Origin of the sequence: Paenibacillus oryzisoli (assembly GCF_001653565.1) — a bacterium.
Lineage (GTDB): Bacteria > Bacillota > Bacilli > Paenibacillales > NBRC-103111 > Paenibacillus_E > Paenibacillus_E oryzisoli.
This window is the reverse complement of record NZ_LYPB01000063.1, coordinates 119,656-144,065: the sequence shown is the minus strand read 5'-3', so window position 1 is coordinate 144,065 and position 24,410 is coordinate 119,656. Positions and strand designations below refer to the sequence as shown.

General features: G+C 45.3%; 15 protein-coding genes. All 15 read left to right on the top strand.

Annotated elements, in window-relative coordinates:
• Nucleotides 1-262: 262 nt before the first annotated feature.
• The 15 genes from A8708_RS13780 to A8708_RS13710 all read left to right on the top strand — a co-directional run bounded on the left by A8708_RS13780 (nt 263) and on the right by A8708_RS13710 (nt 24,348).
• The gene (locus A8708_RS13780) at nt 263-1,186 is read left to right on the top strand and encodes an N-acetylneuraminate lyase (protein ID WP_239696674.1); all 924 of its coding nucleotides are present in this window, start codon (nt 263-265) and stop codon (nt 1,184-1,186) included.
• A gap of 81 nt (nt 1,187-1,267) precedes the next feature.
• Nucleotides 1,268-2,362 (top strand): GntR family transcriptional regulator, encoded by a 1,095-nt coding sequence (locus A8708_RS13775; protein ID WP_068664274.1) that lies wholly within the window; start codon nt 1,268-1,270, stop codon nt 2,360-2,362.
• 48 nt (nt 2,363-2,410) lie between these two features.
• Nucleotides 2,411-3,793 carry an FAD-dependent oxidoreductase gene (locus A8708_RS13770; protein ID WP_068664272.1) on the top strand — a complete coding sequence of 461 codons (1,383 nt, stop codon included), beginning with the start codon at nt 2,411-2,413 and terminating at the stop codon, nt 3,791-3,793.
• Nucleotides 3,794-3,874: 81 nt separating this feature from the next.
• Complete coding sequence (locus A8708_RS13765; protein ID WP_204787529.1) at nt 3,875-6,238, top strand: helix-turn-helix domain-containing protein; 2,364 nt, start codon at nt 3,875-3,877, stop codon at nt 6,236-6,238.
• Between the two features lie 191 nt (nt 6,239-6,429).
• The gene (locus tag A8708_RS13760) at nt 6,430-8,028 is read left to right on the top strand and encodes an FAD-dependent oxidoreductase (protein WP_068664268.1); all 1,599 of its coding nucleotides are present in this window, start codon (nt 6,430-6,432) and stop codon (nt 8,026-8,028) included.
• A 241-nt stretch (nt 8,029-8,269) separates the two neighbouring features.
• The gene (locus A8708_RS13755) at nt 8,270-9,202 is read left to right on the top strand and encodes an ABC transporter permease (RefSeq protein ID WP_068664266.1); all 933 of its coding nucleotides are present in this window, start codon (nt 8,270-8,272) and stop codon (nt 9,200-9,202) included.
• A 15-nt stretch (nt 9,203-9,217) separates the two neighbouring features.
• The gene (locus A8708_RS13750; RefSeq protein ID WP_068664264.1) at nt 9,218-10,126 is read left to right on the top strand and encodes a carbohydrate ABC transporter permease; all 909 of its coding nucleotides are present in this window, start codon (nt 9,218-9,220) and stop codon (nt 10,124-10,126) included.
• 80 nt (nt 10,127-10,206) lie between these two features.
• Nucleotides 10,207-11,868, top strand: coding sequence for a type 2 periplasmic-binding domain-containing protein (locus tag A8708_RS13745; RefSeq protein ID WP_068664262.1), 1,662 nt, complete (start codon nt 10,207-10,209; stop codon nt 11,866-11,868).
• Nucleotides 11,869-11,950: 82 nt separating this feature from the next.
• Entirely contained in the window at nt 11,951-15,955 is a 4,005-nt protein-coding gene (locus A8708_RS13740; protein WP_068664260.1) for a sialidase family protein, read from the top strand.
• Nucleotides 15,956-16,096: 141 nt separating this feature from the next.
• Nucleotides 16,097-17,857, top strand: a complete 1,761-nt coding sequence (locus A8708_RS13735) for a fumarylacetoacetate hydrolase family protein (protein ID WP_068664258.1) — start codon at nt 16,097-16,099, stop codon at nt 17,855-17,857.
• 4 nt (nt 17,858-17,861) lie between these two features.
• Complete coding sequence (locus tag A8708_RS13730) at nt 17,862-18,314, top strand: NanQ anomerase/TabA/YiaL family protein (protein ID WP_068664256.1); 453 nt, start codon at nt 17,862-17,864, stop codon at nt 18,312-18,314.
• Between the two features lie 61 nt (nt 18,315-18,375).
• Nucleotides 18,376-19,446 carry an SGNH/GDSL hydrolase family protein gene (locus A8708_RS13725; RefSeq protein WP_068664254.1) on the top strand — a complete coding sequence of 357 codons (1,071 nt, stop codon included), beginning with the start codon at nt 18,376-18,378 and terminating at the stop codon, nt 19,444-19,446.
• Between the two features lie 59 nt (nt 19,447-19,505).
• On the top strand, nt 19,506-20,774 hold the full coding sequence (locus A8708_RS13720; RefSeq protein WP_068664252.1) for an alpha-L-fucosidase: 1,269 nt from the start codon (nt 19,506-19,508) through the stop codon (nt 20,772-20,774).
• Nucleotides 20,775-21,168: 394 nt separating this feature from the next.
• Nucleotides 21,169-22,851 (top strand): GDSL-type esterase/lipase family protein, encoded by a 1,683-nt coding sequence (locus A8708_RS34830; RefSeq protein ID WP_082927492.1) that lies wholly within the window; start codon nt 21,169-21,171, stop codon nt 22,849-22,851.
• A 306-nt stretch (nt 22,852-23,157) separates the two neighbouring features.
• Nucleotides 23,158-24,348: an alpha-D-ribose 1-methylphosphonate 5-triphosphate diphosphatase gene (locus A8708_RS13710; RefSeq protein ID WP_068664251.1), complete on the top strand. Its 1,191-nt coding sequence runs from the start codon at nt 23,158-23,160 to the stop codon at nt 24,346-24,348.
• The last annotated feature ends 62 nt before the right edge of the window (nt 24,349-24,410 follow it).

The window sequence follows — 24,410 nt, the reverse complement described above, 5'->3', positions numbered from 1 at the left end:
AGCGCTGGAGGAGCCGAATGCGATGACCCGCACGTTCGGTTCTGTGAGAGGCCCATGCAACTATGCATGGGCCTACTCTATAGCTCTTATAACCATAATAGTTTGCGAATAGCCATCTCGATGGATCTGGCTTTCAGCGTCCAATGCTGCACTGCTTTAATACAGGTTTCGAAGAAAACTATTGATTTATTGGCAATAGTTTGGTATATTTCGATTTAGTTGTAATACAGGTTTGTAAAATTACTTGAAAGGAGTGGCTTCTTTGACGACCAGTATTAAAATGAAAGGTGTCTACACGGCATTAGTCACACCAATGAACGAGAATGGGGATATCGACTACGATTCGTTACAAGCGCTTATCAGGCATCAACTGCGGTCCGGAGTAAGCGGGTTTTATGTCGGGGGCAGCACCGGAGAGGCGTTCATGCTATCGATGACGGAGCGCAAGAAGTTGCTAGAGGCTGTGATCGGCGCCACGGCGAAGCGGGTGAAGATCATTGCGCACATCGGATGCATTAGCACGCGGGATAGTGTCGAGTTGGCTGTGCATGCAGATAAGGCCGGGGCGGATGCGGTATCCGCTGTCGTACCATTTTACTATAAAGCAGGCATACAGGAATTGCAGGAGCACTATGAGACGATCATGTCCGCCGTGTCTGTTCCGATGCTGATTTATCATTTCCCCGGGGCGACTGGGGTTAGTCTGACCATAGATTTCTACGAAAGAATGTCTCGGCATCCGCAATGCCTTGGGGTCAAGTTCACGTCGATGAATCTGTTCGAGATGCAGCAAATTCGCGACAGGTGCGGAGAGCGCTTCCTGATCTTGAACGGACACGACGAAGTGTATGCGGCATCGGTGCTCATGGGCTCGGACGGCGCCGTCGGCAGCACGTTTAATATGATGCCTTCGCTTTATATGGATATGTTTTCGCTTGCGTCGACAGGGCAATGGAGTAAGCTGCCGGCTTTGCAAGCGCAAGCGAACGAGGTTATCGCCCATATGCTGCAATTTGACGTCATCCCTTACGAGAAAGCAATACTTCACTTACAAGGTGTGTTGAAGACGCCGTTTGCCCGTTCGCCACTTAAGCGTTTTACAACCGAGGAGGCGGCGCGCATTGCCGAGTTTTATCGGAGCAACAACTTGTTGCAAAGTAACAACGCACAGGTTTCGAATTTGTAATCCGCTTGCTGGCTGTTGAATGCCCTTCCCTAATCAATTACAATTAAATCAATAGGAAGCATACAGATTGGGGAGACGGGTTTGAAAGAATATGAATTTCGCTACATGGAAGTGAAGCATAAGCTGATTGAGCAGATTAAGTTGCTTGAGCCGCATGTCCGCCTGCCTTCGCGCAACGCTTTGGCCAAGCAATACAACGCTGCTCGGACGACGATCGAGCGGTCGATTTCCGAGCTGATCGGCGAGGGCTACTTATACGCCAAAGATGGCAGCGGTACGTACGTATCCGGGGAGAGAGCACCCGCTGCGGAGTATGCACGAAGAAGTGCGTTCCGATCCGTAGGGCTCATTATTCCGGATATCCGGCATGATACATACCCGGGTATCTTACGCGGAGTTGAAGATACAACGAACCGCCATGACATTAACCTAGTTATTTGTAATACAGATAATCAGACCGAGAAACAGGCAAGTTATATGAACAAATTAATCGATTTGGGCATTCAGGGAATCATTATTGTTCCTGCTATAATCGGACATACCGATTTAGACCTGTTCAGCAAGCTACGTGAGGCGGGCATTCCGATCGTCTTCTGCAATCGCGGGATTGACGGAGTGGAAGCCCCGAAGGTGGTGTCGAACAATTTTTACGGCGCGTATGCGGCGGTTAAGCATCTGATCAGCAACGGCTGTCGGAACATCGCCTATATTTCGCGTCCTGCTTATTCCACCTCATACGAGCGGTATCAAGGTTATACGAGTGCACTTGCCGAAGCGGGGCTGGATATGGACGAGAGGCTCGTCGTGTTCGAGCCGACGTTCGATACGGAGCGCCCAGGCTACGACAGCGTCAGCGAGATGCTGGAGAGCGGCGTAACGCCGGACGGTATTTTTTGCTTTAACGACGGCCTTGCTAAAGGCGCTTGCGAAGCGCTTAACGAGAAGGGGCTCATCGTCGGCAAAGACGTCCTCGTCGTTGGTTATGACAATACGGGCGTTTGCGAGAGCATGCCGGTGAAGCTGACCTCGGTCAAGTTCCAGACATATGACATCGGCGCAGGCGCCGCAGGGTTGCTGCTCGATATGATGAACGGAGAAACGGTTCGCAGCAACAAGATTGTCGTGCTGCAGCCCGAGCTTGTTATCCGGCAAAGCTCGCATCCGGCTCAAGCATAGCCTAGCAGTGTTTCGAAAATCTGCATTTTGTGCGAAGAGGAGAAGTCTATGCTAAAACAATATTCATACGACGTCGTTGTCGTCGGAGGCGGAGCGACAGGAATCGTTGCGGCGATGGCGGCAGCACGGGCGGGAGCCAGGACGGCGATCGTCGAATACAACGGATTTGTCGGGGGCAATGTCATTCCTGGCTTGCCGCTGCTCGGCTTCCATAACAATCGGCAGCAGCTGATCGTCAAAGGAATCGCCTACGAGATTGCAACCAAACTGCAAGAAATAGGAGCGGCAACGCAATTTTATATGGACCCGATTACAAGCGATGTCCTCGGCGTAGATCCGCATTGGTTCAAATATGTGGTCACCCGAATGCTGAAGGAAGACGGGGTTGACTTTTATTTGCACAGCATGCTGACGGACACGGTCGTCGAGAACGGATGCGTGAAGGGCGTGATGATTCAAAATAAGGAAGGCAGTCAACTTTTGTCATGCGGCACCGTGATTGATTGCAGCGGAGATGGTGACGCAGCGGTACGGGCAGGTGCAGATTATGTATACGGTCGCCCGTCCGACAACAAAACCCAGGTGTCCTCGCTCGTGTTCCGGGTGAGTGGAATTAATTTCAAGCCGCTGATCGCCTATTTCCGCGAGAATACGTCACAAATCCGTCCGTTTTCGATGACTGACGAAGTCGTCCATGGGTTGATCGATCAGATGGACGGAGCGGAAGTATTTGTGTTGGGCGGTCTGCAGCAGTATATCGAGCAGGCGGTTCAAGGCGGGATTCCATTCCCGCGTGCGAATCTGGTCGGCGTCTGCATCCCGAAGTTCGATCAAATGATCGTCGTCTCGAGCCGTGTAGAAGGGGTTAATCCGAACGACAACCGGAGCTATTCGAACGGAGAAGTGGCCGGCTTGATGCAGATGAAAGACATTTTCGATTTTCTCAAAGCTTATGCGCCCGGCTTCGAACACATTCGGCTACTGGATACGGCGCATCAAATCGGAATACGGGAATCGCGTCATATCATCGGCGACTATGTGCTTACTGGAGAAGACTTGATCGAAAGCAAACAGTTTGACGATGTGATCTGTCTCGGCGGATACCATTTGGATATCCATACGCCCGATCATAAAGGCATAAATACGAAAAAGGTAAGCACGTATGAAATTCCGTTCTCCTGCTTGCTGCCAAAGGGACTGGAGGGCATCATCGTAGCGGGCCGGCCGATTTCGGCAACACATGAGGCGATGTCGTCGACAAGAGTCATCCCGATACAGATGGCGCAGGCCGAAGCGGCCGGAGTTGCGGCGGCGATGAGCGTTCAGCAAGGCAAGGCGGTGCGCGAGCTGAATATTCGCGAGTTGCAGCATCGTTTGATCGCGCAAGGTGCAGAGCTGGGACAAGGCATCGGGCGACGTGTTTTTAATTGATCGTATATCTACAATAACGTTTGCCCTGCGGGCATTAGGCTTCCGGATTTTTTCTGGGCGTAATGCTCGCTTTTTCCACTGTTGAAGCGCAAAGAAGTGAAAGAATTTATGGTAGCGCTTTCAAAAAAAAGACAAAAAATGCAATTACGATGCTTCAGCCTACATTATATTTCAGGGGTGAGAGTTATGAAATCACTTTTTCTTTCGGTTAGAAGCACCTTATTCAGAAAAACAATACTGCTCTACAGTTTTGCAGTATTTATACCCATTTTAGTGTTTTTTTTATTCTGCTATTCGACGATTTATCATTCATTTGAAAAAGAGATTTACACCTCCAATATTAACAAATTAAATACGGTTAAGAACGTATACGATGTGAAAATTTCCGAATTAAATCGATTAACGACTAAGGTCGACAGTTCCCCTTCCTTGACGTTGTTTCAGATCAAAAACAATTCAGCCGACGTCGTTTCTACGCTGTCTTTTTTAACGCGACTGCTGGATCCACTTAACGATATATTTTTGTACGAGAGAGGATCCAATAAGCTTTTCTCCTCGTCCGGTACATTTTTTTTTCCTAAAATATTGCCGAATTATATAGAATCCAGCGATTTGACTAAGGATGACTTTGATTATTTATTAAACCATTCAGAATCTGTACATGTACGACAGGTTATCAGCCAAAATAACCATTCGTATATTTTTTATTTCTCACCGCTTTCTCCGAATTTCTCTAATCCCTCAAGAACCGTTGTTTTTGTAATAGACAATGAAAACTTGAAAAAGCTCTTCAATTTCTCTGTAACAGAAAATGTGAATGAAAACGTGCTTGTATTCGATAACGACCTCCAATTGTTGAGCAGCTTTGTGCCCGATTCAAAGGGGACTATCTTAAGTCATATTACCCCTCTCCTAAAGCATCATAAGGGAGATTTCTCGGATACTATCCAGACAGACGGACGCCAGCTGTATATTATCGGCTTGCATTCCAATGAGACAGGTTATTATTATGTCAAGATTACAGATATGCAATATGCCATGAAAAGTCTTATTGAAATAAAAGATTGGGTTATCGTTGTTACTGCTCTCATGTTTGTCATTGGCGCTATTATCATCATGTTGGGACTAAGGTTCAATTATTATCCTATTCGGAAAATTGTTTCGCAATTGAATGCCTATTCGAATACAAGGAATGATGAGCTTGGTACCATAGAAAGAGCGATAGGCGATTTGAACCAACTTCAAGTGGAATATCACAATTTTACGGAACACTCTGAAAACGCGCTGTATGAAAATTTCCTGTTATATGTACTTAACAGTTCATTTAATAACTTGCAAAGCTTAAACTCTGCTGGAAAAAGCATTGGCGTTATTTTTACAAGGAGTGAATTTTGTATTGCATCCATTTTTATTGAAGATGTCGATAAGTTGAATGATATAGAGTATTCAGTTGTTGTAAATGCGATTGCAGTGAATATCCCCAAATCGATAGAACGTCAATTCAAAAATCTGCTTTTTAATCAGCAGATTGTCTGTATCTTTTGTTTGGAAAGGGAGAATTACAGTGATTTGATACATGCATTCGAAAATATACGTCAACAACTTTTAGATTTAGGCGTTCAGGCAACTGTTGGCGTGAGTGACATAAACGAAAAGCCATCACTAATTGGAAGGCTTTACTTGCAAAGTCGTGAAGCCCTGGAATATAAAATGCTTTACAGTATCGGCAGCATCATCGAGTATAGTCAGATATCAAATATAACGGATGCAGAAACGCCTCTTCCGGAAATGCTGGAATCATTTGAGAAACATATCTCTGAATTGAAAATCGAAAAGGCGCAAAAAAGTTTTTACGAAATGATGAACTATATTAAAACGAATAAATGCACGCTTTACACATGCAGATACATTTGTTTTGATATTATCCAATATTTTAAACGTCTCTCGGTTTTACTGGATACAACCTATTCCCATACGTTGGATTATGGTTTTGATATTTTGGAAATCGAACACTTTCAGACGATCGATGATTTGATTGAATTAATAGAACAAGTTTTTCAAAAAATTTCGGATTTTTTAAATAGTCACAAAAAACATCAGTCTGATCAATTCTTCGAAGAGATCTTGCAATTTATTAATGAAAATTGTTTTAGTTATGAATTTCAAATCAATTCACTGGCAGATAAGTTTTCGATGTCGGTTCAATACTTGCGAAGTATTTTCAAAACGCATACAGGGCAAACGCTATCCGAGTATGTCAATCATCTTAAAATCGAAAAGGCAAAAGAACTGCTAATCACAACAAATGATAACCTCGCTGTGATCGTTCAAAAAATCGGCAAGGTTGATGTAACAAACTTTACAAGGGCATTCAAAAAAGAAACAGGTTTCACGCCAGGTGCATATCGCATAGCTCATCAAGAATTGAATAAAAAGGATGAATAGAACACTTGGGATACATCTAAAAGCGATGTTCGCAATCGGCAATAACGAATTCTAATTCAAGACCGATTGCATTTGTGCCTATGCCAAATAGATAGTACGTACAATTAGCCAGTTTCTGAATAGCCGATTGTTCCGCCGTTCTGTTGGGTCCTATAATGACGACAGAAAGACGACAGGAGGTAGAACAAGTAATGGAATATCAGACAGACATACTGGTTGTAGGTGCAAGCTTTGGAGGAGTATCCGCGGCACTGTCCGCCGTCAAGATGGGAAAACGAGTAATCATGACTGAAGAGACTGGCTGGATTGGCGGTCAGGCAACAGGGCAGGGCGTGCCGATGGACGAGCATCCTTGGATAGAAAAATTCGGTCATACCACCAGTTACATGACATTCCGAAGCAAGGTCAGGGAGTATTATCGCAGAAACTATCCCATGAATGAAAAGGCCCGGCAGGATCTAACCTTGAATCCGGGAGCGTGTTGGGTAAGCGCCATTGGCTTTGAACCGAGGGTAGGCGAGGCAGTGTTGGAAGAAATGCTTGCTCCATACCGGTCGGCAGGATTATTGTCCATCTTGAAAGGGCTTACTCCTGTCAAGACTACGATGACCGGTGATTTCATCGATGCAGTGGAATTTCAATCCATCGATGGTAAACAGGTGACAATAACGGCCAAATATATTGTGGATGCAACAGAACTAGGCGATCTTCTGCCTATGTGCGGGGCGGAGCATGTCACAGGCGCCGAAAGCATCAGTCAGACAGGCGAACCCCTGGCTTTGGAAGGAGAGGCCGATCCTCTCAGACAGCAGCCATTTACGCATCTTATCGCACTATCATATCACCCGGAAAAGGACTTCACGATTCCCAAGCCTGCTTCTTATGAGAAATTCTATTCAAAATTTTCACATATTACAGCTACGACTGAACGCAGCGGCGCGATGGCTGGGCTTTTTGCGGAAAATGACGTGGAAGCCTACCGGCAAAGCATGTGGAATTTCCGCAGGCATTTTTGCCGTGATAATTTTGATCGGACCTTCTTTAATAGTGATCTGACCGTTCTAATGAACGGGAATGAATATCGTGACCGCGTACTGGCCGGTGTTTCTCAAACAGAAAAACAAACCGCGCTTGAGGAGGCGAAAGAGCTCTCTCTCTCGCTTGTCTATTATCTGCAGACCGAGCTTGGGTTCAAAGGGCTTATGCCAAGACCCGACGTATTTGAAACAAGTGATGGTCTGGCCGCTCATCCCTATATCCGGGAAAGCCGCAGGATTCAAGCCGAGTTTACCATATGCGAACAGGATTTCCGTGTTGACATGCACCCTGACGGACCCATTGATTACTTTGACAGCGTAGGCGTATCCGGTTACCGGATTGACATTCATGAAAAGTCAAAGGACGGGGGGCCCAACATTACCTCAGCTGTCCATGGCCAGCATTGGGTGCAGCAGCTTCCCCTAGGAGCGCTAATACCCGTACGAATTCAAAATCTGATTCCTGCCTGTAAGAATATCGGTACGACCCACGTTACCAATGGTTCCTTCCGCGTTCATTCCACCGAATGGAATATTGGAGAAGCTGCGGGCGCTTTGGCTGCACATTGCCTTAAAACGGGTGAATCTCCCCGGGCCGTGCGCAATACCAAAACCATGCTGGAAGATTTTCAATACCGTCTCGACAAGCTGGGCGTTGAAAGAGGCTGGCCTCGTTTGAGTCCCTCCTATTCTTATGCCAGTTATGTAGGGAAATACAAAAATTGGTATTTCGGAGAGGCGAAGCGGCTGTAGCCATTAACAATCTGGAGGAGCTGGTACAATCATGATTACTACTAACTTGTACGGCTCCTCGCAGATGCAATAGGCTGATTAGCGCTTATTCATTTTAAGAGGTTTCGTTTTCGCATGTGCATAAAAATTAATCTGCTGCGGTTAAGGTTTCCTTATTAACGATTGAAAACGTTTTCTTCGCGGCATAGAATGGGCCTATATTCATTCACACACATTCATAAAAGAAAGGAAACGAATATTCATGACAGAAACAACAAGTGTACCAATTGCAAGAAAATTTAAAAAAGGCTTTTTGTCAAATTGGGAGTTTTATGTCATGCTGCTTCCTGCAATAGTGGTAACTTTTATATTTTCGTACATGCCAATGTATGGTTTGCAGATCGCATTTAAAACGACACGTCTCGGCGCTAATTATCTAAAAGGCGATTGGATCGGTTTTGATAATTTTATCCGATTTTTTCAGTCTGGCTGGTTTGGCATCATCATGAAAAATACGATTCTGTTAAGTGTAGTAAGCTATGTGATAACATTCCCGTTTACGATATTGCTGGCGCTTATGATTTTTAACGCTGTGAACAAGCGATTGGCTAAATTTACGCAGACATTTACGTATTTGCCTCATTTGCTTTCAAGTGTTTTGGTCATCGGTATACTTAACCTGTTTTGCAATGGAGAAACAGGGCTAATCAATATCTTCCTAAGGTTAATGGGTCAGGAAGCTATTAGCTTTTTTGGAAGGAACGATTTGGTGCTTCCGATGTACACAATCACGAATCTATGGCAGCATGTCGGGTTCTCGGCAATTGTGTATTTGGCAGCTCTGAATTCCATCGACCCTTCAATTGTCGAGTCAGCGCGGATCGATGGCGCGAATAAGTTTAAAGTGATGATGAAAATTCAAATCCCGTGGATTCTGCCTGTCATCGTTACGATGTTAATCCTGCATATGGGTCATATTTTAAGTGTTTCTGTGGATAAAGTGCTCCTCATGCAGACGGATTTGAATATTTCGTCTTCTGAAGTTATCGCCACTTATGTCTATAAGGCAGGAATCCAGGGCGCGCAGTATGGTTTTGCTTCGGCTGTGGGTTTGTTTAACAATTGTATTAATCTGGTCATGCTGCTTCTTATCAATTGGTTATCCAAGCGTTTCAGCGAAACGTCCATTTTTTAAATAGGGGGTGATGTTATGAAAGGTACGACTCTGAACAGAAGTCCCAAGCCTGGATTAGATGATCGTATTTTTGATCATGCAGTAAGGTTGTATTTACTGGTTTTAGGAGTAATGGCGCTGTATCCGCTGTGGTTTGTTTTGATAGCGTCCGTGAGCAATCCCTCGGATATCTTTTTGGGTCGTGTATTTGTACTTCCAAGCGGGCTGAATCTGGAAGCCTACGAAAAGCTTGTGCACACTCCGAAGATATGGACAGGGTATGCGAATAGTATCCTTTATACCGCAGTGGGGACATGTATTAATCTTGCGGTGACATTGCCGGCTGCTTTTGCCTTGTCCAAGAAAGCGCTTCCAGGTCGCGGGATTATCAGTATGTTCTTTATTTTCACCATGATATTCAGCGGGGGGCTTATTCCGACCTTTATGCTGATCAGATCGCTGCACATGGTGGACACGATATGGGCATTAGTCATTCCCGGTGCCTTGTCTGTCTTCAATATGCTCATTGCGAAAAGCTTTTTTGAGGGAGGCATACCTGAAAGCCTTTATGAAGCAGCCATCATTGACGGAGCCAGCAAATTTCAGTTTTTTTTCCGAGTTGCGCTGCCTTTGTCCAAAGCTATGATAGCGGTCATTTTTCTCTACTATGCTTTAAGCCATTGGAATGATTACTTCACAGCGTTAATCTACATTAGAACTCCTGACAAACAGCCGTTGACGATTATCATATCGCAACTGGTTGCTACCTTGGATACAACATTGCTGGAAACGATGCCGAGTGAAGAAGCATACCACCTACTCATGGAGAAATCATTGATGAAATACGCCGTTGTGTTTGTGGGCGCAGTTCCAATGATCATTTTATATCCATTTCTGCAGAAATATCTGATACAAGGCGTTATGTTAGGCGCAGTAAAAGGCTGACGGTGATCATGTTTGATCGTGTTGTTCAGTAGGGCACGGTAAAACGTCACAATATAAAAATGTACAGGAGGGTTTATTTTATGAGTACGAAACAAAGGCAAAGATGGTTAGCCTTGGCGATGGTTCCGGTCATTGCGCTGTCAACGGCGGCCTGCACCAAAGATTCCAATGAGACGGCGGACAGCCCATCCGGAGACTCGGCAGCAAAGACGGCGGATATTACCTTTCCTCTTCCGGAACCCGTCACCTTTACAATTGCAGGTTTGAACGGCACGGAGGGCGAAAATCCGGAGCAAACCTCGTTCTTTAAAAAGTTGTCCGAGAAAACGAACGTTAATATCAAGTATATCAGCTTGGGCGCGGATGCGAGCGGCGCCACTGAAAAGCTGAATGTACTTTTAGGTACGGAAGACGCTCCAGATGCGATTATGGGCGCATCTGCCATGAATGAAACCTTTTTGGCCTTGTACGCGAAGGAAGGGTACTTAGTTCCCATGAATAAGTACCTGAAAGATCCGAAGGTTATGCCTGTATTCAACAGCAGAATCCTCGGAGAAAATGCTGATATGCTAAAAGGAATAGCATCGCCGGATGGCAATATATACTCACTGCCATATGTCAACCAGGTTCCCGGCACGTATTTGGAAAGTCCGATATGGATAAATAAAGTATGGCTCGATAATCTCGGACTATCTGTGCCAAAGACACTTGCAGAGCTGGAAAATGTGATGGAAGCCTTCGCCACGAAAGATGCAAATGGAAACGGAGATCCGACGGATGAAATTCCGCTCCTTGCCCGTACAGGAACCGGGTATGAACACCTGGAAGCCTGGCTCTCGCTATGGGGCATACCTACAAAAGACAGCACATTTGAGAATTTTATATATGTGAAGGATGGAAAAGTAATTTTCGCTCCTACGACGGAAGAATACAAGGCTTTTATAAAAACGATGCAAAAATGGTATTCAAAGAAATGGCTGTGGAATGAGTACTTTACAGGATCCTCTCAGACCTTCAGCGCAATACAAAATGATGCCGGCACAGCAAAATACGGTATTCTCACGGCGAAGAATCCTGCCGGGAAATTCGCCAATCAATACGTTGCCATTCTGCCCCCGGTTGTAGAGGGATACAAATCGAAATTTTATTTGAATCCAGCCTATATAACCGGAAGTAAAGGCCAATTCGAACTGACAAGCCATAGCAAAAAACCGGAGATTCTGATGGCTTTTATTGATCAGTTTTATCTTATGGAAAACACGCTGGAAACTTATAACGGAATCGCAAATGAGGACCCGAGGCTGACTTTGAACAACGGCGTCTATACCGTTAATACCATACCGTCGCAAGACATTACAAAATATGCTGGAAATACGTTTAGAAACTACTTTCAAAACAACCTTCCAGGTGCAGTTCTGGAATCGGATTATAAAAATGGAAAAATTAAGATGAGTGCGGCTGATAAAGTAAAGGGAGAAACTTACGAGTTATATAATAAAGCAGGCGTAATCAACAATGAAGTATGGCCGCGCCCTTATTTCGACCCAAAAGACGCGACAAAGCTAAATGAAGTGAGAACGGATATTTTCAATACAGTGAGCAAGTATAGAGCTTCCTGGGTAACAGGACAATCCGATATCGATAAAGAATGGGACGCATATTTGAAATCCTTAAAGTCGATGAAGGTAGACGATTTAGTCGCCATTATGCAGAAAACCTATGATAACTATAAGTCACACTAGGTTGAATGAAAGAAGCAGATAGAGTTAAACGATCTGTTTCTTCCCAAAAATATAAGATGTGCGCGAAAGGTGTGTTCTGGGAATGAGAATACTCAATTTGATTTTAGCGCTATCCTTGTTTTTTGCAATCCCCTATCCCGTTAATGCAGCAGAGAACACCGAGTCATCGACTTATTTTTCAGAAGATTTTTCATCTGGCACCTTAAGCGGCTGGACAACAGCGGCCAATAACACCACGCATAAGATTGAAAATGAAAAGTACACCTTTGCCACAACGGGCGGCTTCACGAATTTTGTTGCGGGTTCGGAGACATGGAGCAATTACTCGGTTTCGGCCAAAGTAGCCATGAGCAGCGGCACGACATCCAGCCGGATCGGAATCACGGCGTATAATCCTGCCTCAGCTACTGGAGCGCTTAATGGTTATGATATGTTTTTGGCTGTGGTATCCGCACCTGGAGGCGGTACGGAGCGTGTCGTCCGGCTTCGGAATAATACGACACTGATTACATTGAACGGACCGAATGACAGTCGGTATCAGTTTGGCGACGAAGTAACGCTGCGAATGGACTTTTACGGTACGCGTGCGCGTTTCCTTGTTGACGGTCAGGTCGTGTACACCATTGACGAAATGACGAAAGATCCGGGCAAGGCCGGCATTCTGGCGATTAGTGTCTCCGGCACGGCTGACGATTTTCTTGTAGAACCATGCGAGGATTGGGGCGAACCGCCAACTTCTTTTTCAGATGATTTTTCATCTGGCACCTTAAGCGGCTGGACAACAACGGTTACTAACAACACATATAAGATTGAAAATGAGAAGTACACCTTTGCCACAACGGGCGGCTTCGCTAATTTTGTTGCGGGTTCGGAGACATGGCGTAATTACTCGGTTTCAGCCAAAGTAGCTATGAATAGCGGCACGACATCCAGCCGGATCGGAATCACGGCGTATAATCCTGCCTCAGCTACTGGAGCGCTCAATGGTTATGATATGTTTTTGGCCGTGGTATCTGCACCTGGAGGCGGCACGGAGCGTGTCGTCCGGCTTCGGAATAATACGACACTGATTACATTAAACGGCACGGATGACAGGCGGTATCAGTTTGGCGACGAAGTAACGCTGCGAATGGACTTTTACGGTACGCGTGCGCGTTTCTTTGTTGACGGCCAGGTCGTGTACACCATTGACGAAATGACGAAAGATCCGGGTAAGGCCGGCATTCTGGCAATCAGTGTCTCCGGCACGGCTGACGATTTTCTCGTAGAGCCATGTGAGAATTGGGGCAGTTACGCCGTTTCGTCATTGGCTGTTATGGGACTGCCCGATGCTGGTGTATTGGAAGCGGATTTGGGTCAATCCCTGAATATTGGGAATTTATCCTTGTTTGTATCGTATGGTTCCCAGAAGCCGGGAGAAATTGTGCCTCTTACTTCTGCTATGTTATCGGGTTATGACCCTGATCAACCAGGCAATCAGACTGTCACTGTATCGTACGGCGGTGTGACTGCTGAACTTCCTGTTTTCGTGCATGACCGTCTCCAAGAGGTAAAAGCGATTGCGGATGATGTGCTTGCAGTGACGATAGACAGCTTAACTGTCGCAGACAGTCCAATGATCCGTGAGCTAAAAGCTCAATTCATGGGTTTTACCGCGGCAGATTTGTCATTGTATGATGCGGCCGGTTATGACTCGGCGGCGCTTCGAAACAAAATGTTTTTGATTCTTAAGAAAATGGAAGAATTGCAATACCCCTATTTATCCCAGTATGACGTCCTTCTCTATGACGATTATGTCGATATCGGCAAATACACCTATCGTTATGATATGGATGGGTTCTACAGTCCTTGGATACTGAAGGACGGTGCGTTCTATTCTGATAATAAGAGAACGGACGGAACGAATAAAAATAACACGGCAGCCATAGATGCAGAGATGTCTAAAATCGCAAGCATACAAAGCGACATCAAATTAAGCGAAAATACGTACGCCGGTTTTTTTGTTGGTCTATACGCGGAAACGACGTATTTGGTACGGTTTACGACCAAGCAGCAATCGAGCCATGATGCGTATGAAGTGATTATTAATAAATATACGGAAAGAAACAGCACAAAAGGCTCATATATTGTCGCTCAAAGTTTACCGGTTACTGAAATTGCGGCATTGGGCTTGAGCGAAAGCGATATCTTGGATCATTGGCATAATTTAAGAGTAAATATCGACAGGCAGTCCAATCTACTTACTGTCTATTTCGATGATGTTCAAATTCTTACTTATACGGAAGAGGAATTTGATACGATATCCGATTATGGCTATGCGGCGTTGCGGACGACCGGAGATGGGTATTTCGACAATGTTATGCTAAGAGGCATTGAGGCTGAGGCCGAACCAACGAGTGCTGCTGAGTATCACGATACTTTTGAGGATGAAGCGGTTGGAGAAAGCCCAAGTCATTGGGTCGAGAAACCTGCTTCCGATCAATGGATCGTCATGGACGAGAACGATACAAAGGTCTATGGCAACGTCTATGGCAGCGTTTATGGCAACACGGCTGCATCCGGCTATAGTTATACCTGGCTGCACGGTTTTGAGATGAATCCAACGATTAGCGCAAAAATCCTGGCAAAAGATTTTGGATCGAGCGCCAATTTTGGACTGCTTGCCAGATATGTGATTGGCGGAGCATACCTGAAAGCAGGGTATGACGTAGATGCATCCAAGTGGTATGTCGAATTTAGCCGAGGGCCAGACTACGAAATAAAAAGGTTCTACAGCGCAACCTATCCGTTTCAAACCAATCTGTATTACAACATTGAACTTACATTGCTTGATCATAGCGCTGAGCTAAGCATTAACGGAAATACAGTCCTTTCGCTTGAGAATGAGATAGACGGCGATGGAGATTGGTATGGCAGAAGTGGTCTGTATGCCAACAACGCTACTATGCTTGTAGATGAAATCCATATGGAGTTTCCTAGTGGCGGAGAGGTTACAGATGGGGTTATCGAATACACGGTTGATGAAAACGTATTTACGACTTACGGTGATATCGAGCAATCTGGCAACATGCTTGTTCTTGCGGCAGGTAATAGCGGGCAATACGTCTCCAATGATAACGGAGAAACTTGGCAGAGTAGCAACGAATACACGGGATTGAATAATTCGGGTAGCTACAGAGTCATCGTTCAACTGAAAAACGGAACCTATTTACAAGTGGGGAACGATTTTATCGCAAAAGCTTCTTCAGATATGAAGACATGGGTAAATCGCGGGCAAGTGGTGGATAACGACGATCTTTGGACGTCTGCCGGGAAATTGATTCCCATTGTTCATGTGAATGGAATCACTGAAATCGAGCTGCCGAATGGAACCATGAGGATTCTGCTTCCGGTCGGGTTTCGAAATTTCACTTCGCCGACTACCAGTGTTACGGGATCCGGGTATACAATCGTTTACTATAGCGATGATGAAGGCAACACCTGGACGGCGTCTCAGACGAGTACGAAGGATTTGGCAGCGGGTGACTACAATTTAGCAACAGATAAATATATGCAAATGGAAGGGAAAATCGTAAGTTGCTCGGATGGATCATTGCGTTTGTATTTTTCCAAGCTTAATTCGGAGGGATATATGGGTTATTCAGAATCAACCGATTACGGCGTCACATGGGGCGAATTTCATACGATTCCTTCTATGCCGACGGTGGCCAGTTCCTTTAATGTTTGGGAGGATCCGTACAATCCGGGAACATGGTATATGGTTTGGATAAACAATAAGCCGGAATCAAGAGGAGCAGCAGTGCCGCGTACGCGACTTTCAATGGCCAAAAGCATTAATGGGAAAGATTGGGATTTCATGCTGGATGTCGATCGGAATATTTCGACAGGCGGAGTGGCGCAAAATGGCCCTCAAGATGGAGACAGTCATCAAATTTATCAGATACTGGATGCGAGTATTTTTATCAATGAGGACTATATCTATGTGATATACGGACGCTCCGTGCAATATGCTGCAAATTCACATAATGCGCAGAGATTGCAAGTGGTCCGATTTGAGAAATCGGCTTTGGAAGCTGGAATTGAATAGCGCCGGCGCATAGCATGAAATTTTGCTAGGGCGTGTTTTGCATGCACGCCCTGGCTTTTCTGATTGAAAGTTTGAGAGGAGAAAAAGCATGAAATCATTTCAGTTGAAAAATGGAACACCCTTAGAATTGGAGGTACTTCTATGAAGCTCGCAAGTTTTTTGGTTGACGGTCAAGAACGATTCGGTTTTTTGCTCCTTCACCCGGTAACAGGCGATGAACTGCTAATAGAGCCTGGCAAGGCTGAAGCTGATATCATCCATTTCGCAGTTGCCAAAACATCAGGATACCAGTTCAGTATGCCTCGCTTTCTCTCCCCGAAGCAATGGCCTTTGACGATGAAGGAGTTTCTGGAACTAGGCGAAGAAGGGATGGACACGCTTAGAAAGTTGGTTGGCTTCACAGAAAGATTTGTTGAGCAATCAGACGGTTTTTCGGTGCTGGCCAGAGCGGGTCATCTGCTGAAAGATGTGAAGCTCTTGCCGCCGGTTCCCGACCCGAGACTTCTGCTGGGAATCGTGGGCAACTGCCCTGGATTCAGTCGTAATCACGTCAATATCAGGCACATCAATCTTCTGCCGCAGGCGCATCAACGACATATGGGGAGCGCGATCGGGAATGGTGAGCCATTTGTCATTAGAAGACCAAAGGGAAAAAGTGTGAGTATGTCTTTTAATGCAGAACTGGGCGTGATTATAGGTAAAGCCGGGAAAGACATACCCGTGGAGGAAGCGATGTCTTACGTTGCGGGATATACGGTGGTCTCGGATACCGCACACGGGTATTACAATGTGAAGTACGGAGAAATGGGTAAACATAGTGATCCGATTTCCATTATGACTTATGGATGGACGCACAAAAACACCGATATCAGCTGCGCGTTGGGACCGTATCTCGTGACCAAGGACGAAGTCGGACATCCGTACGATCTCATGCTGTACACAAGGACGAACGGCATGCTTCGGGATCGAGCCAATACGTGTTCTACGCTGGTGGGCGTTGAGCGAACAATTGCTTATTTCAGCTCATTCATGGAACTGCTTCCCGGCGATGTCATTCATATGGGAGCCAATGGCAAGGATGGCATTGGGGTTGATATGGATCATCACGTTGGCCGTGAAATTGAGGTGGAATGCGAGATCGAAAAACTGGGTGTTCTACGAAATAAAGTCATTTATCTGGATGATGAGGAAATCGAGGAGAAACGAGGCCAATTCAACGCTTCCGAGCCAATGAAAGCTGAAGAATGGAATTTGGGGAAAGCGCGAAACTTTGTTATCACTTACGCGAACACGCAGGCAAGCGCTCTGGAGCATGGCTGCCAGGCATCGCCAATCCCGCGTTATCTATGGAGTGTAGCTTCCGCCCTTTCCAGCAGAACTTCCTATTGGCCTGATGAAAAGGAAGAACTGTACGTAACCGCCGAAATAGCCGTAGTGATCGGTAAGACAATGAAATGGGCAGACAAGGAAAATTTGTCCGACTGTATACTTGGCTATGTTCCTCTGGTTAGCGTTACAGACAAGCGACTCTCGCAGCAGGTCGTACACCCGGCGCTTCCAAGGGAGAGCGCAATGCCGGAAATTTATGCAAAATGGGCCGACGGCTGTAATATGACCTCTGATGTCGTTACACCTCTTTCGAAGAACGAGCTGGCACAGATGACTGTGTCTCTTAATATTGACGGAGAACAGGTGTTGGAAGCCAAGTACGAGGATTATATCTGCAAGGCGGAAGATGTGATCGAGATGATCGGTTATGGTTCAACCCTGTTTGCGGGCGACGTCATATCGCTTGGCGGGCTGCGCGCGCCAGTAGTGGTTCCTAGCGGTCATACAGGCGTGACCATTGCAATGAAATCGTCGGGACTTCCTAATCTAACGCTAGCTTTAAAGAAGGAGTGACAACATGATAGTAGACAGTATCAAGCAACTGCAAAGTTATGAAAGTCTGATCCCGGGAATGGCTAAAATAATGGCGTTTTTATCCGGCTGTTCAGACCAGATGGAGAATGGTCGTTATGAGATTGACGGGAACCGTATTTACGCCAGCGTATTTGAATATGACACCGTTTCACCTCAAGAGATGAAATGGGAAAGCCATCGGGAATATATTGATCTGCATGTACCGCTGATGGGTCAAGAATGCATATTTTGGGCGCCAGTCGAAGAACTCGCCAGCATAGTGGATTACAATCCTGACAATGATTGTGAGTTTTATAGTGGAGAATACAGACAGCTATTGAAAGCGACGTCAGGACTATACATTTTCTTTTTTCCAGCGGATGGTCATAAGGTTAAATGTCATTTAGATGGTTCCAGCCATGTTAAAAAGATTGTTATTAAGATTAAAACCACATGATGCGGCTAGAAACCTAAAGGCTTCCTAGGGATGTATGTGGTGAATGGAGTGATAAGAAGAAATGGACAAATCTTTATATCATACATTCCATGCGATTAATGAAAAAAGAAAATTGACCATAGGATATTTTGGGGGATCGATTACTGAAGGAAGCGGCGCTTCCGAACCATCCAAGAGTAGTTGGAGGGCATTGACTACATCCTGGTTCAGACAGCGTTATCCGGATTGCGAAATTGCTGAAATACAGGCTGCTATAGGAGGTACCGGTTCGGACCTTGGAGCCTACAGATGCCGGACAGATCTTCTGAGGGGAGAGCCTGATTTGGTATTCATTGAATTTGCCGTTAATGATCATGCCAAGGATGAACAATTGATATTGCGCTCCATGGAAGGAATTGTGCGGCAGATTTGGCACCATAATGCCCATGTAGATCTAGTATTCGTATATACAATAACCAAGAATATGGCTGAGACATATGAGTTCGATATTGCCCCCCGTACTGTCGTATTGCATCAAAAAATTGCCGACTATTATGAAATCCCGTCTATTAATTTGGGGAAAAAATTATGGCAATACGTTGGAACCGGTTTGAGTACGTGGGAAGAACTTCTGCCCGATGCGGTGCATCCTTCGGATAAAGGTTATAGGCTGTATGCTGATGAAATGCAGAGATTTCTTTCAGAATGCATAGCGCCGGGTTCGAGGGAAAGGAAGTTGGATGATTATGTAACCTCTAGGGCTTGTGACAAGGGGAGACTGGTTGATGCATGGGAGCTTTTCCAGGAACCATGGGAGAAGGACAGTAGCTCGCTAGCAAGAAGATATCCGCATATGCTTGTATGCGGAACTCCGGGCGCGGAACTCCAGTATAAGTTTACAGGCGGATCCATCGGTTTATATTGGTTAATCGCACCAGATTCGGGTGATATCGAGTGGAGCGTGGATGGGAGCAAGGCGCGAAGACAATCCAGTTGGGATAAACATGCACTGAACTTTACCAGAGCTGGTTATTGCATACTTGACCATAATCTTGATCCTGGCGAGCATGTGCTTAAGATAAAAGTGCTGCAGGAGAAGCAGCCGCAGTCTGAAGGAAATTGGATAAGAATCGGAGCCGTGTTGGTGGATTGAAGGGATAGAAATCCCCAATTAATCGACGCCTCATAATCATCCGCTGGAGGTACAAAAGAATGGAACAACAAGCGCAAGCAAGCGATGCTAGTCTGGGATTCGGTGAACGAAGATTCGGTTTGTTCATTCACTGGGGATTATACGCAATTCCCGGCTGGCATGAACAGATTCAGATGCGGCAAGGGATGGATAAGCGGCAATACCAAGCGCTGCAAGGGCAGTTCGATCCGCAGCGCTTCGATCCAGACAAGTGGATCGACTTGGCGGAGCAAGCCGGGATGAAATACATTTGCTTCACGACCAAGCATCATGACGGGTTCTGCTTGTGGGATACGGAATACACGGACTTCAAAATTACCAATACACCTTACGGACGAGATACGCTTGCTATGTTAGCGGATGCTTGCGAGCGAAGGGGGATGGGACTTAGCTTATACTATTCGATTCCAGATTGGCATCACCCTAACAGCTACAACCCGCTAAGCTCCCACCAAGTGCCGCCCGTGCCGGAAGACGAGCCGGATATGGACCGGTATATTGATTTTGTCAAAAATCAGATCACGGAGCTATGCACGAATTACGGTAAAATCTTCAGCTTCTTCTGGGACATCCCGCCGAGAATTCACGATCCGTCGCTCAACGCCATTATCCGTCGCTTGCAGCCCGGCATCTTGATTAACGACAGAGGCTTTGACGAAGGCGACTATTCCACGCCGGAGCGCCATGTTCCGGAAGGGTGGAAATTTGATAAGCCAACGGAGGCTGTCCAATCGATCGGCAGGCAAAGCTGGGGATACCGGAAGACCGAGGATTATTATTCGCAGCAGTTCCTGACGCAGAGCATTGCCAAGATTATGGCGATGGGCGGCAATTACGTGCTCAACGTCGGACCGAAAGCCGATGGCACGATTCCTGATATTGGAGCTCACATTGTCTGGGAAGTTGGACTGTGGTATCAGTCGGTGAAAGAGGCATATGAAGGGGCGGAGCCGATCTCGGCCGTATTCGGAAGAAACGATTTGATGTTTACCCGCAAAGGAAGCACGCTGTATGTCCATCTGGTACCGACACCCCAGAGCTCTGGCATCATTCTGAATCCTGTCTCGGTCATGCCCCATAGCGCAATCTTGCTAAATAATGGAAGCGTAGTTAAGGCAGTCGTAGAGAAGATGCCCACATTGGCCAATGAGAAGGATTATTTGCACTTATCTGACATTCCGGTTAATGAATTCGTCTCGCAGGTTATGGTCATTAAGCTTGTATTCGATGATCTGGACGATGTTATGGATAGTATGGAGAGCCACAGACAGATCGAAAACAGATTGTAGACCAGTCCAATCGCCTATATTAAGATATGAAGTATATATTTACCGATATTATCCATCCCATCATTCATGTGGATCTAAACAGCAGTAGCAGTCGCGGACAGATTTGTCTTCCTCGGTTGCTACTGTTTGGGGTTCTAAAAATCCATTTATCAATTAACGCAAAGGCCCGGCCGGCTTTTTGCTTTCTGCGATTTTAGAGTTGCCATATAATTAATGCGAAGAAGACTTAAACTCATTAAGAAGACTCACCAATGACTTATAAATGCCCCCTTTCGATAAAAATTCAGTTCAGTTACTATATGGATATCTATTGCTTCGTAACATCCGCGATCAAATAAATTTAAGCACATGTAATCTTACACCCATAGGATTAAATGAGGAGGCGTAACTAAAGTTGAAGACTTTACTTCAAAAAGATAGCCAAATTCCGCATACAAAAAGGATCGTGTTTTTGGGAGACAGCATTACAGATAACGGCCTATATATTGCATTTATGGATGGTTATTTCATGCAGCATCAACCAGAGCTTGAGTTAATGTTCATCAATTTAGGAGTGAGCAGTGAGACGGTATCAGGATTAACCGAAGCCGAGCATCCTTGGCCCCGCCCATGCTTGCATAGTCGTATAAATGAAGCACTTCGTGAGAGTAAACCCGATTGGGTGGTATTGTGTTATGGTATGAACGACGGCATCTATCAGCCTTTCTCCGAGGAGCGGTTCCAAGCTTATAAAGATGGAATGCTAGCGGCCGTTCGACTGGCGCGGCAAATGGCAGAGAAAGTAATTGTGATGACCCCGCCACCTTATGACCACGAAGCCAAATTGAGACAGATGAATTTTACTGATTCGGCTACTGATTCCTATAGCTGGAAATACCCGTATCCCTGCTATAACGAGATATTACGCCAATACGCTAATTGGATAATGACCTTAGGCAATAATGGCGAGGTAGATGCCGCAATCAATATCTACGATCCTCTAATGAAGGAGTGGGAGATACTTCGTACTTACAATCCTGAGTTTGTGAGCGGGGATGGCATACATCCCGCCGCCTCCGGGCACTGGGTCATGGCTAGGACTCTACTGAGTCGAATGTTCAATGTAACGCTTGAGCGTACCCCCGAGTTTGTGAATACTCCGGCCAGTATTCCGTGGTTTGAGCATGTACTAAAGCGCCATCGGTTGCTTAGCGCGGGATGGAAGGAACATGTCGGTCACTCGAACCCTGACAAAGCTGATGCACTCCCGCTGAATGAAGCGATTGAGCAGGCGGATTCGCTTCGCAGTCAAATCGTCGAAGTGACTAGGTATAATGTAGATAGCTTGTATGTGCCGTATGATATGAGAGAAAGTGATTGGAACGGTTATGTCCGTACGGACTTCTATGTAAGAGGGCGAGAAGCGATCGTTGTTGCACCTAAGGCTGCGGCACCCGGACGACCTTGGATATGGAGAACGGAGTTTTTTGATTGTTTTGCAAACGCGGATCTCGCGCTGGTAGAGAGAGGCTGGCATATCGCATATTGTCGGCTAAGTCATATGTACGGTTGCGACTACGCTCTCAACCATATGGATTCATTCCGTGTAAGCGTAATGGAGCATTTCAACTTGGCTGCTAAGCCAGTGTTGTTCGGCTTCAGCCGTGGAGGGCTGTATGCAGTACGCTATGCAGCCGCATACTCTGAGCATGTGACTGCCCTGTATCTCGATGCGCCAGTATTAGATATTCGCAGCTGGCCGGGTGGCAAAGGAGAAGGTTGTGGTGACCCAGTCAGTTGGGCTGAGTGCTTGGCAATCTTCAATTTAACCGAGGAAAAGGCTGCAACTTACGAAATCTTTCCTTCCTGCAGCGTGGAGAAGCTTGTGAAAGCAGGAATTCCCATCATTCAGGTTGCTGGCGATGTAGATGATGTCGTCCCATTCTCGGAAAATGGCACAAAGCTGGATCAGCTCTATCGTAATCTCGGCGGAACAATCATCACTATTATGAAGCAAGGGATCGGCCATCATCCGCACAGCTTGGAGAATCCTGAACCAATCATCGATTTTATTGAGAATCTACACATCTCGATCTGAAGTGGGTAAAAAGATTGCCGGGGTCGATAAATATTCGAAAGTATGCTGAACCGACGCATCCCGTCCATTTTGCGCACCTAACTTGTCACAGGGCAAACATATGAGTACTTTCAAAGTCGCATAGAATGCGGCTTTTTTTACGCGCAGAAGTACAAAAAAATTTCGGATCCGACAGGGTAATAAGGGGATGACCATTGAGTAATTATACGGGTTATTATATTATCAATTGTAACGGATCGATGATGCGGCGAATTGCTTGTATTTGAAAAATCTATTCATAAAATGCTTATTAATCGGAGGTTTGAAATGGTTGAACAGGGGTACGGCAAATGGATATTGAATGCATCAATTGTGTTTCCTGATGAGGTTAAAAGGGGAAACATCTACATAAGTGAAGGGAAAATTCAAGGCATATATGGGGAAGAAGTATCTCGTGAATTGATAGACGATAAACACGAGGTAATCGATGCTACAGATATGTATGTATTGCCAGGTTTGATTGATATACATTGTGATGCAATCGAAAAAGAAGTTCAACCAAGACCTAATACATTATATCCAATGGATTTAGCCATATATGAGCTAGATAAGAAACTTGCAGGGAACGGTATTACTACGATGTATCAGTCCGTTTCCTTGGGAGTTGGGTTGAGTTTGCGGGGAGATAATCTATTAGTTAATTTACTCGAAAATTTAATAAATTATCGCAATCAAAGGTCAATGATCAGACATCGCGTACATCTTCGCTATGAACTTATACATCTCGCAGGCATTGAACTAGCCAACGAATTAATACAAAGTGGAATAGTCGACTATTTGTCTTTTATGAATCACGCCCCAGGCCAAGGTCAATACAAGAAGCCTGGGTCATTCGAGGCATATGTCATGAAGAATCAAGGTGTAGATAAAGATGAGGTTAAAAAAATAACAGAGAATGCAATCAAGACACAAGAAAGCATTGATTGGGACAAGGTTAGAGCGTTAGCCCATTTAGCACTCAGTCAAGGGATCTCAATTGCTTCTCATGATGATGATTCTATTGAAAAAATTGATGAGGCACTTACATATGGAGTAACCGTTAGTGAATTCCCTCTAAATATTGAAACTGCTGAATATGCCAAGAGGAGCAATCTCTTAGTTTGCGTTGGTGCGCCGAATGTGGTTCGAGGAGTATCACACGATAATAATTTAAGAGCATCCGATGCTATAAAATTAGGACTTGTAGATATCATTTGTTCTGATTACCTACCATCTTCCTTGTTACATGCAGTTTTTAAATTGGTAAATGAAAATACCGTTAGTTTGCCAAAAGCAGTAAATATGGCGAGCCTAAATCCTGCCAAGGCGATGGGAATCGATAAAGAGCTGGGTTCTATAGAATGCGGAAAAGAAGCAGATTTGCTTCTTGTGAAAATTTTTGACGGATATCCTTTTATCATAAAAACGTTTGTAAATGGGAAATGTGTCTATTCAGCAGATTTTTTTCATTTCAATTAGGAAGATGCATGCATAGCGAAGACATTGTTAACTAGCAATTACGCGAACATCATAGACATACT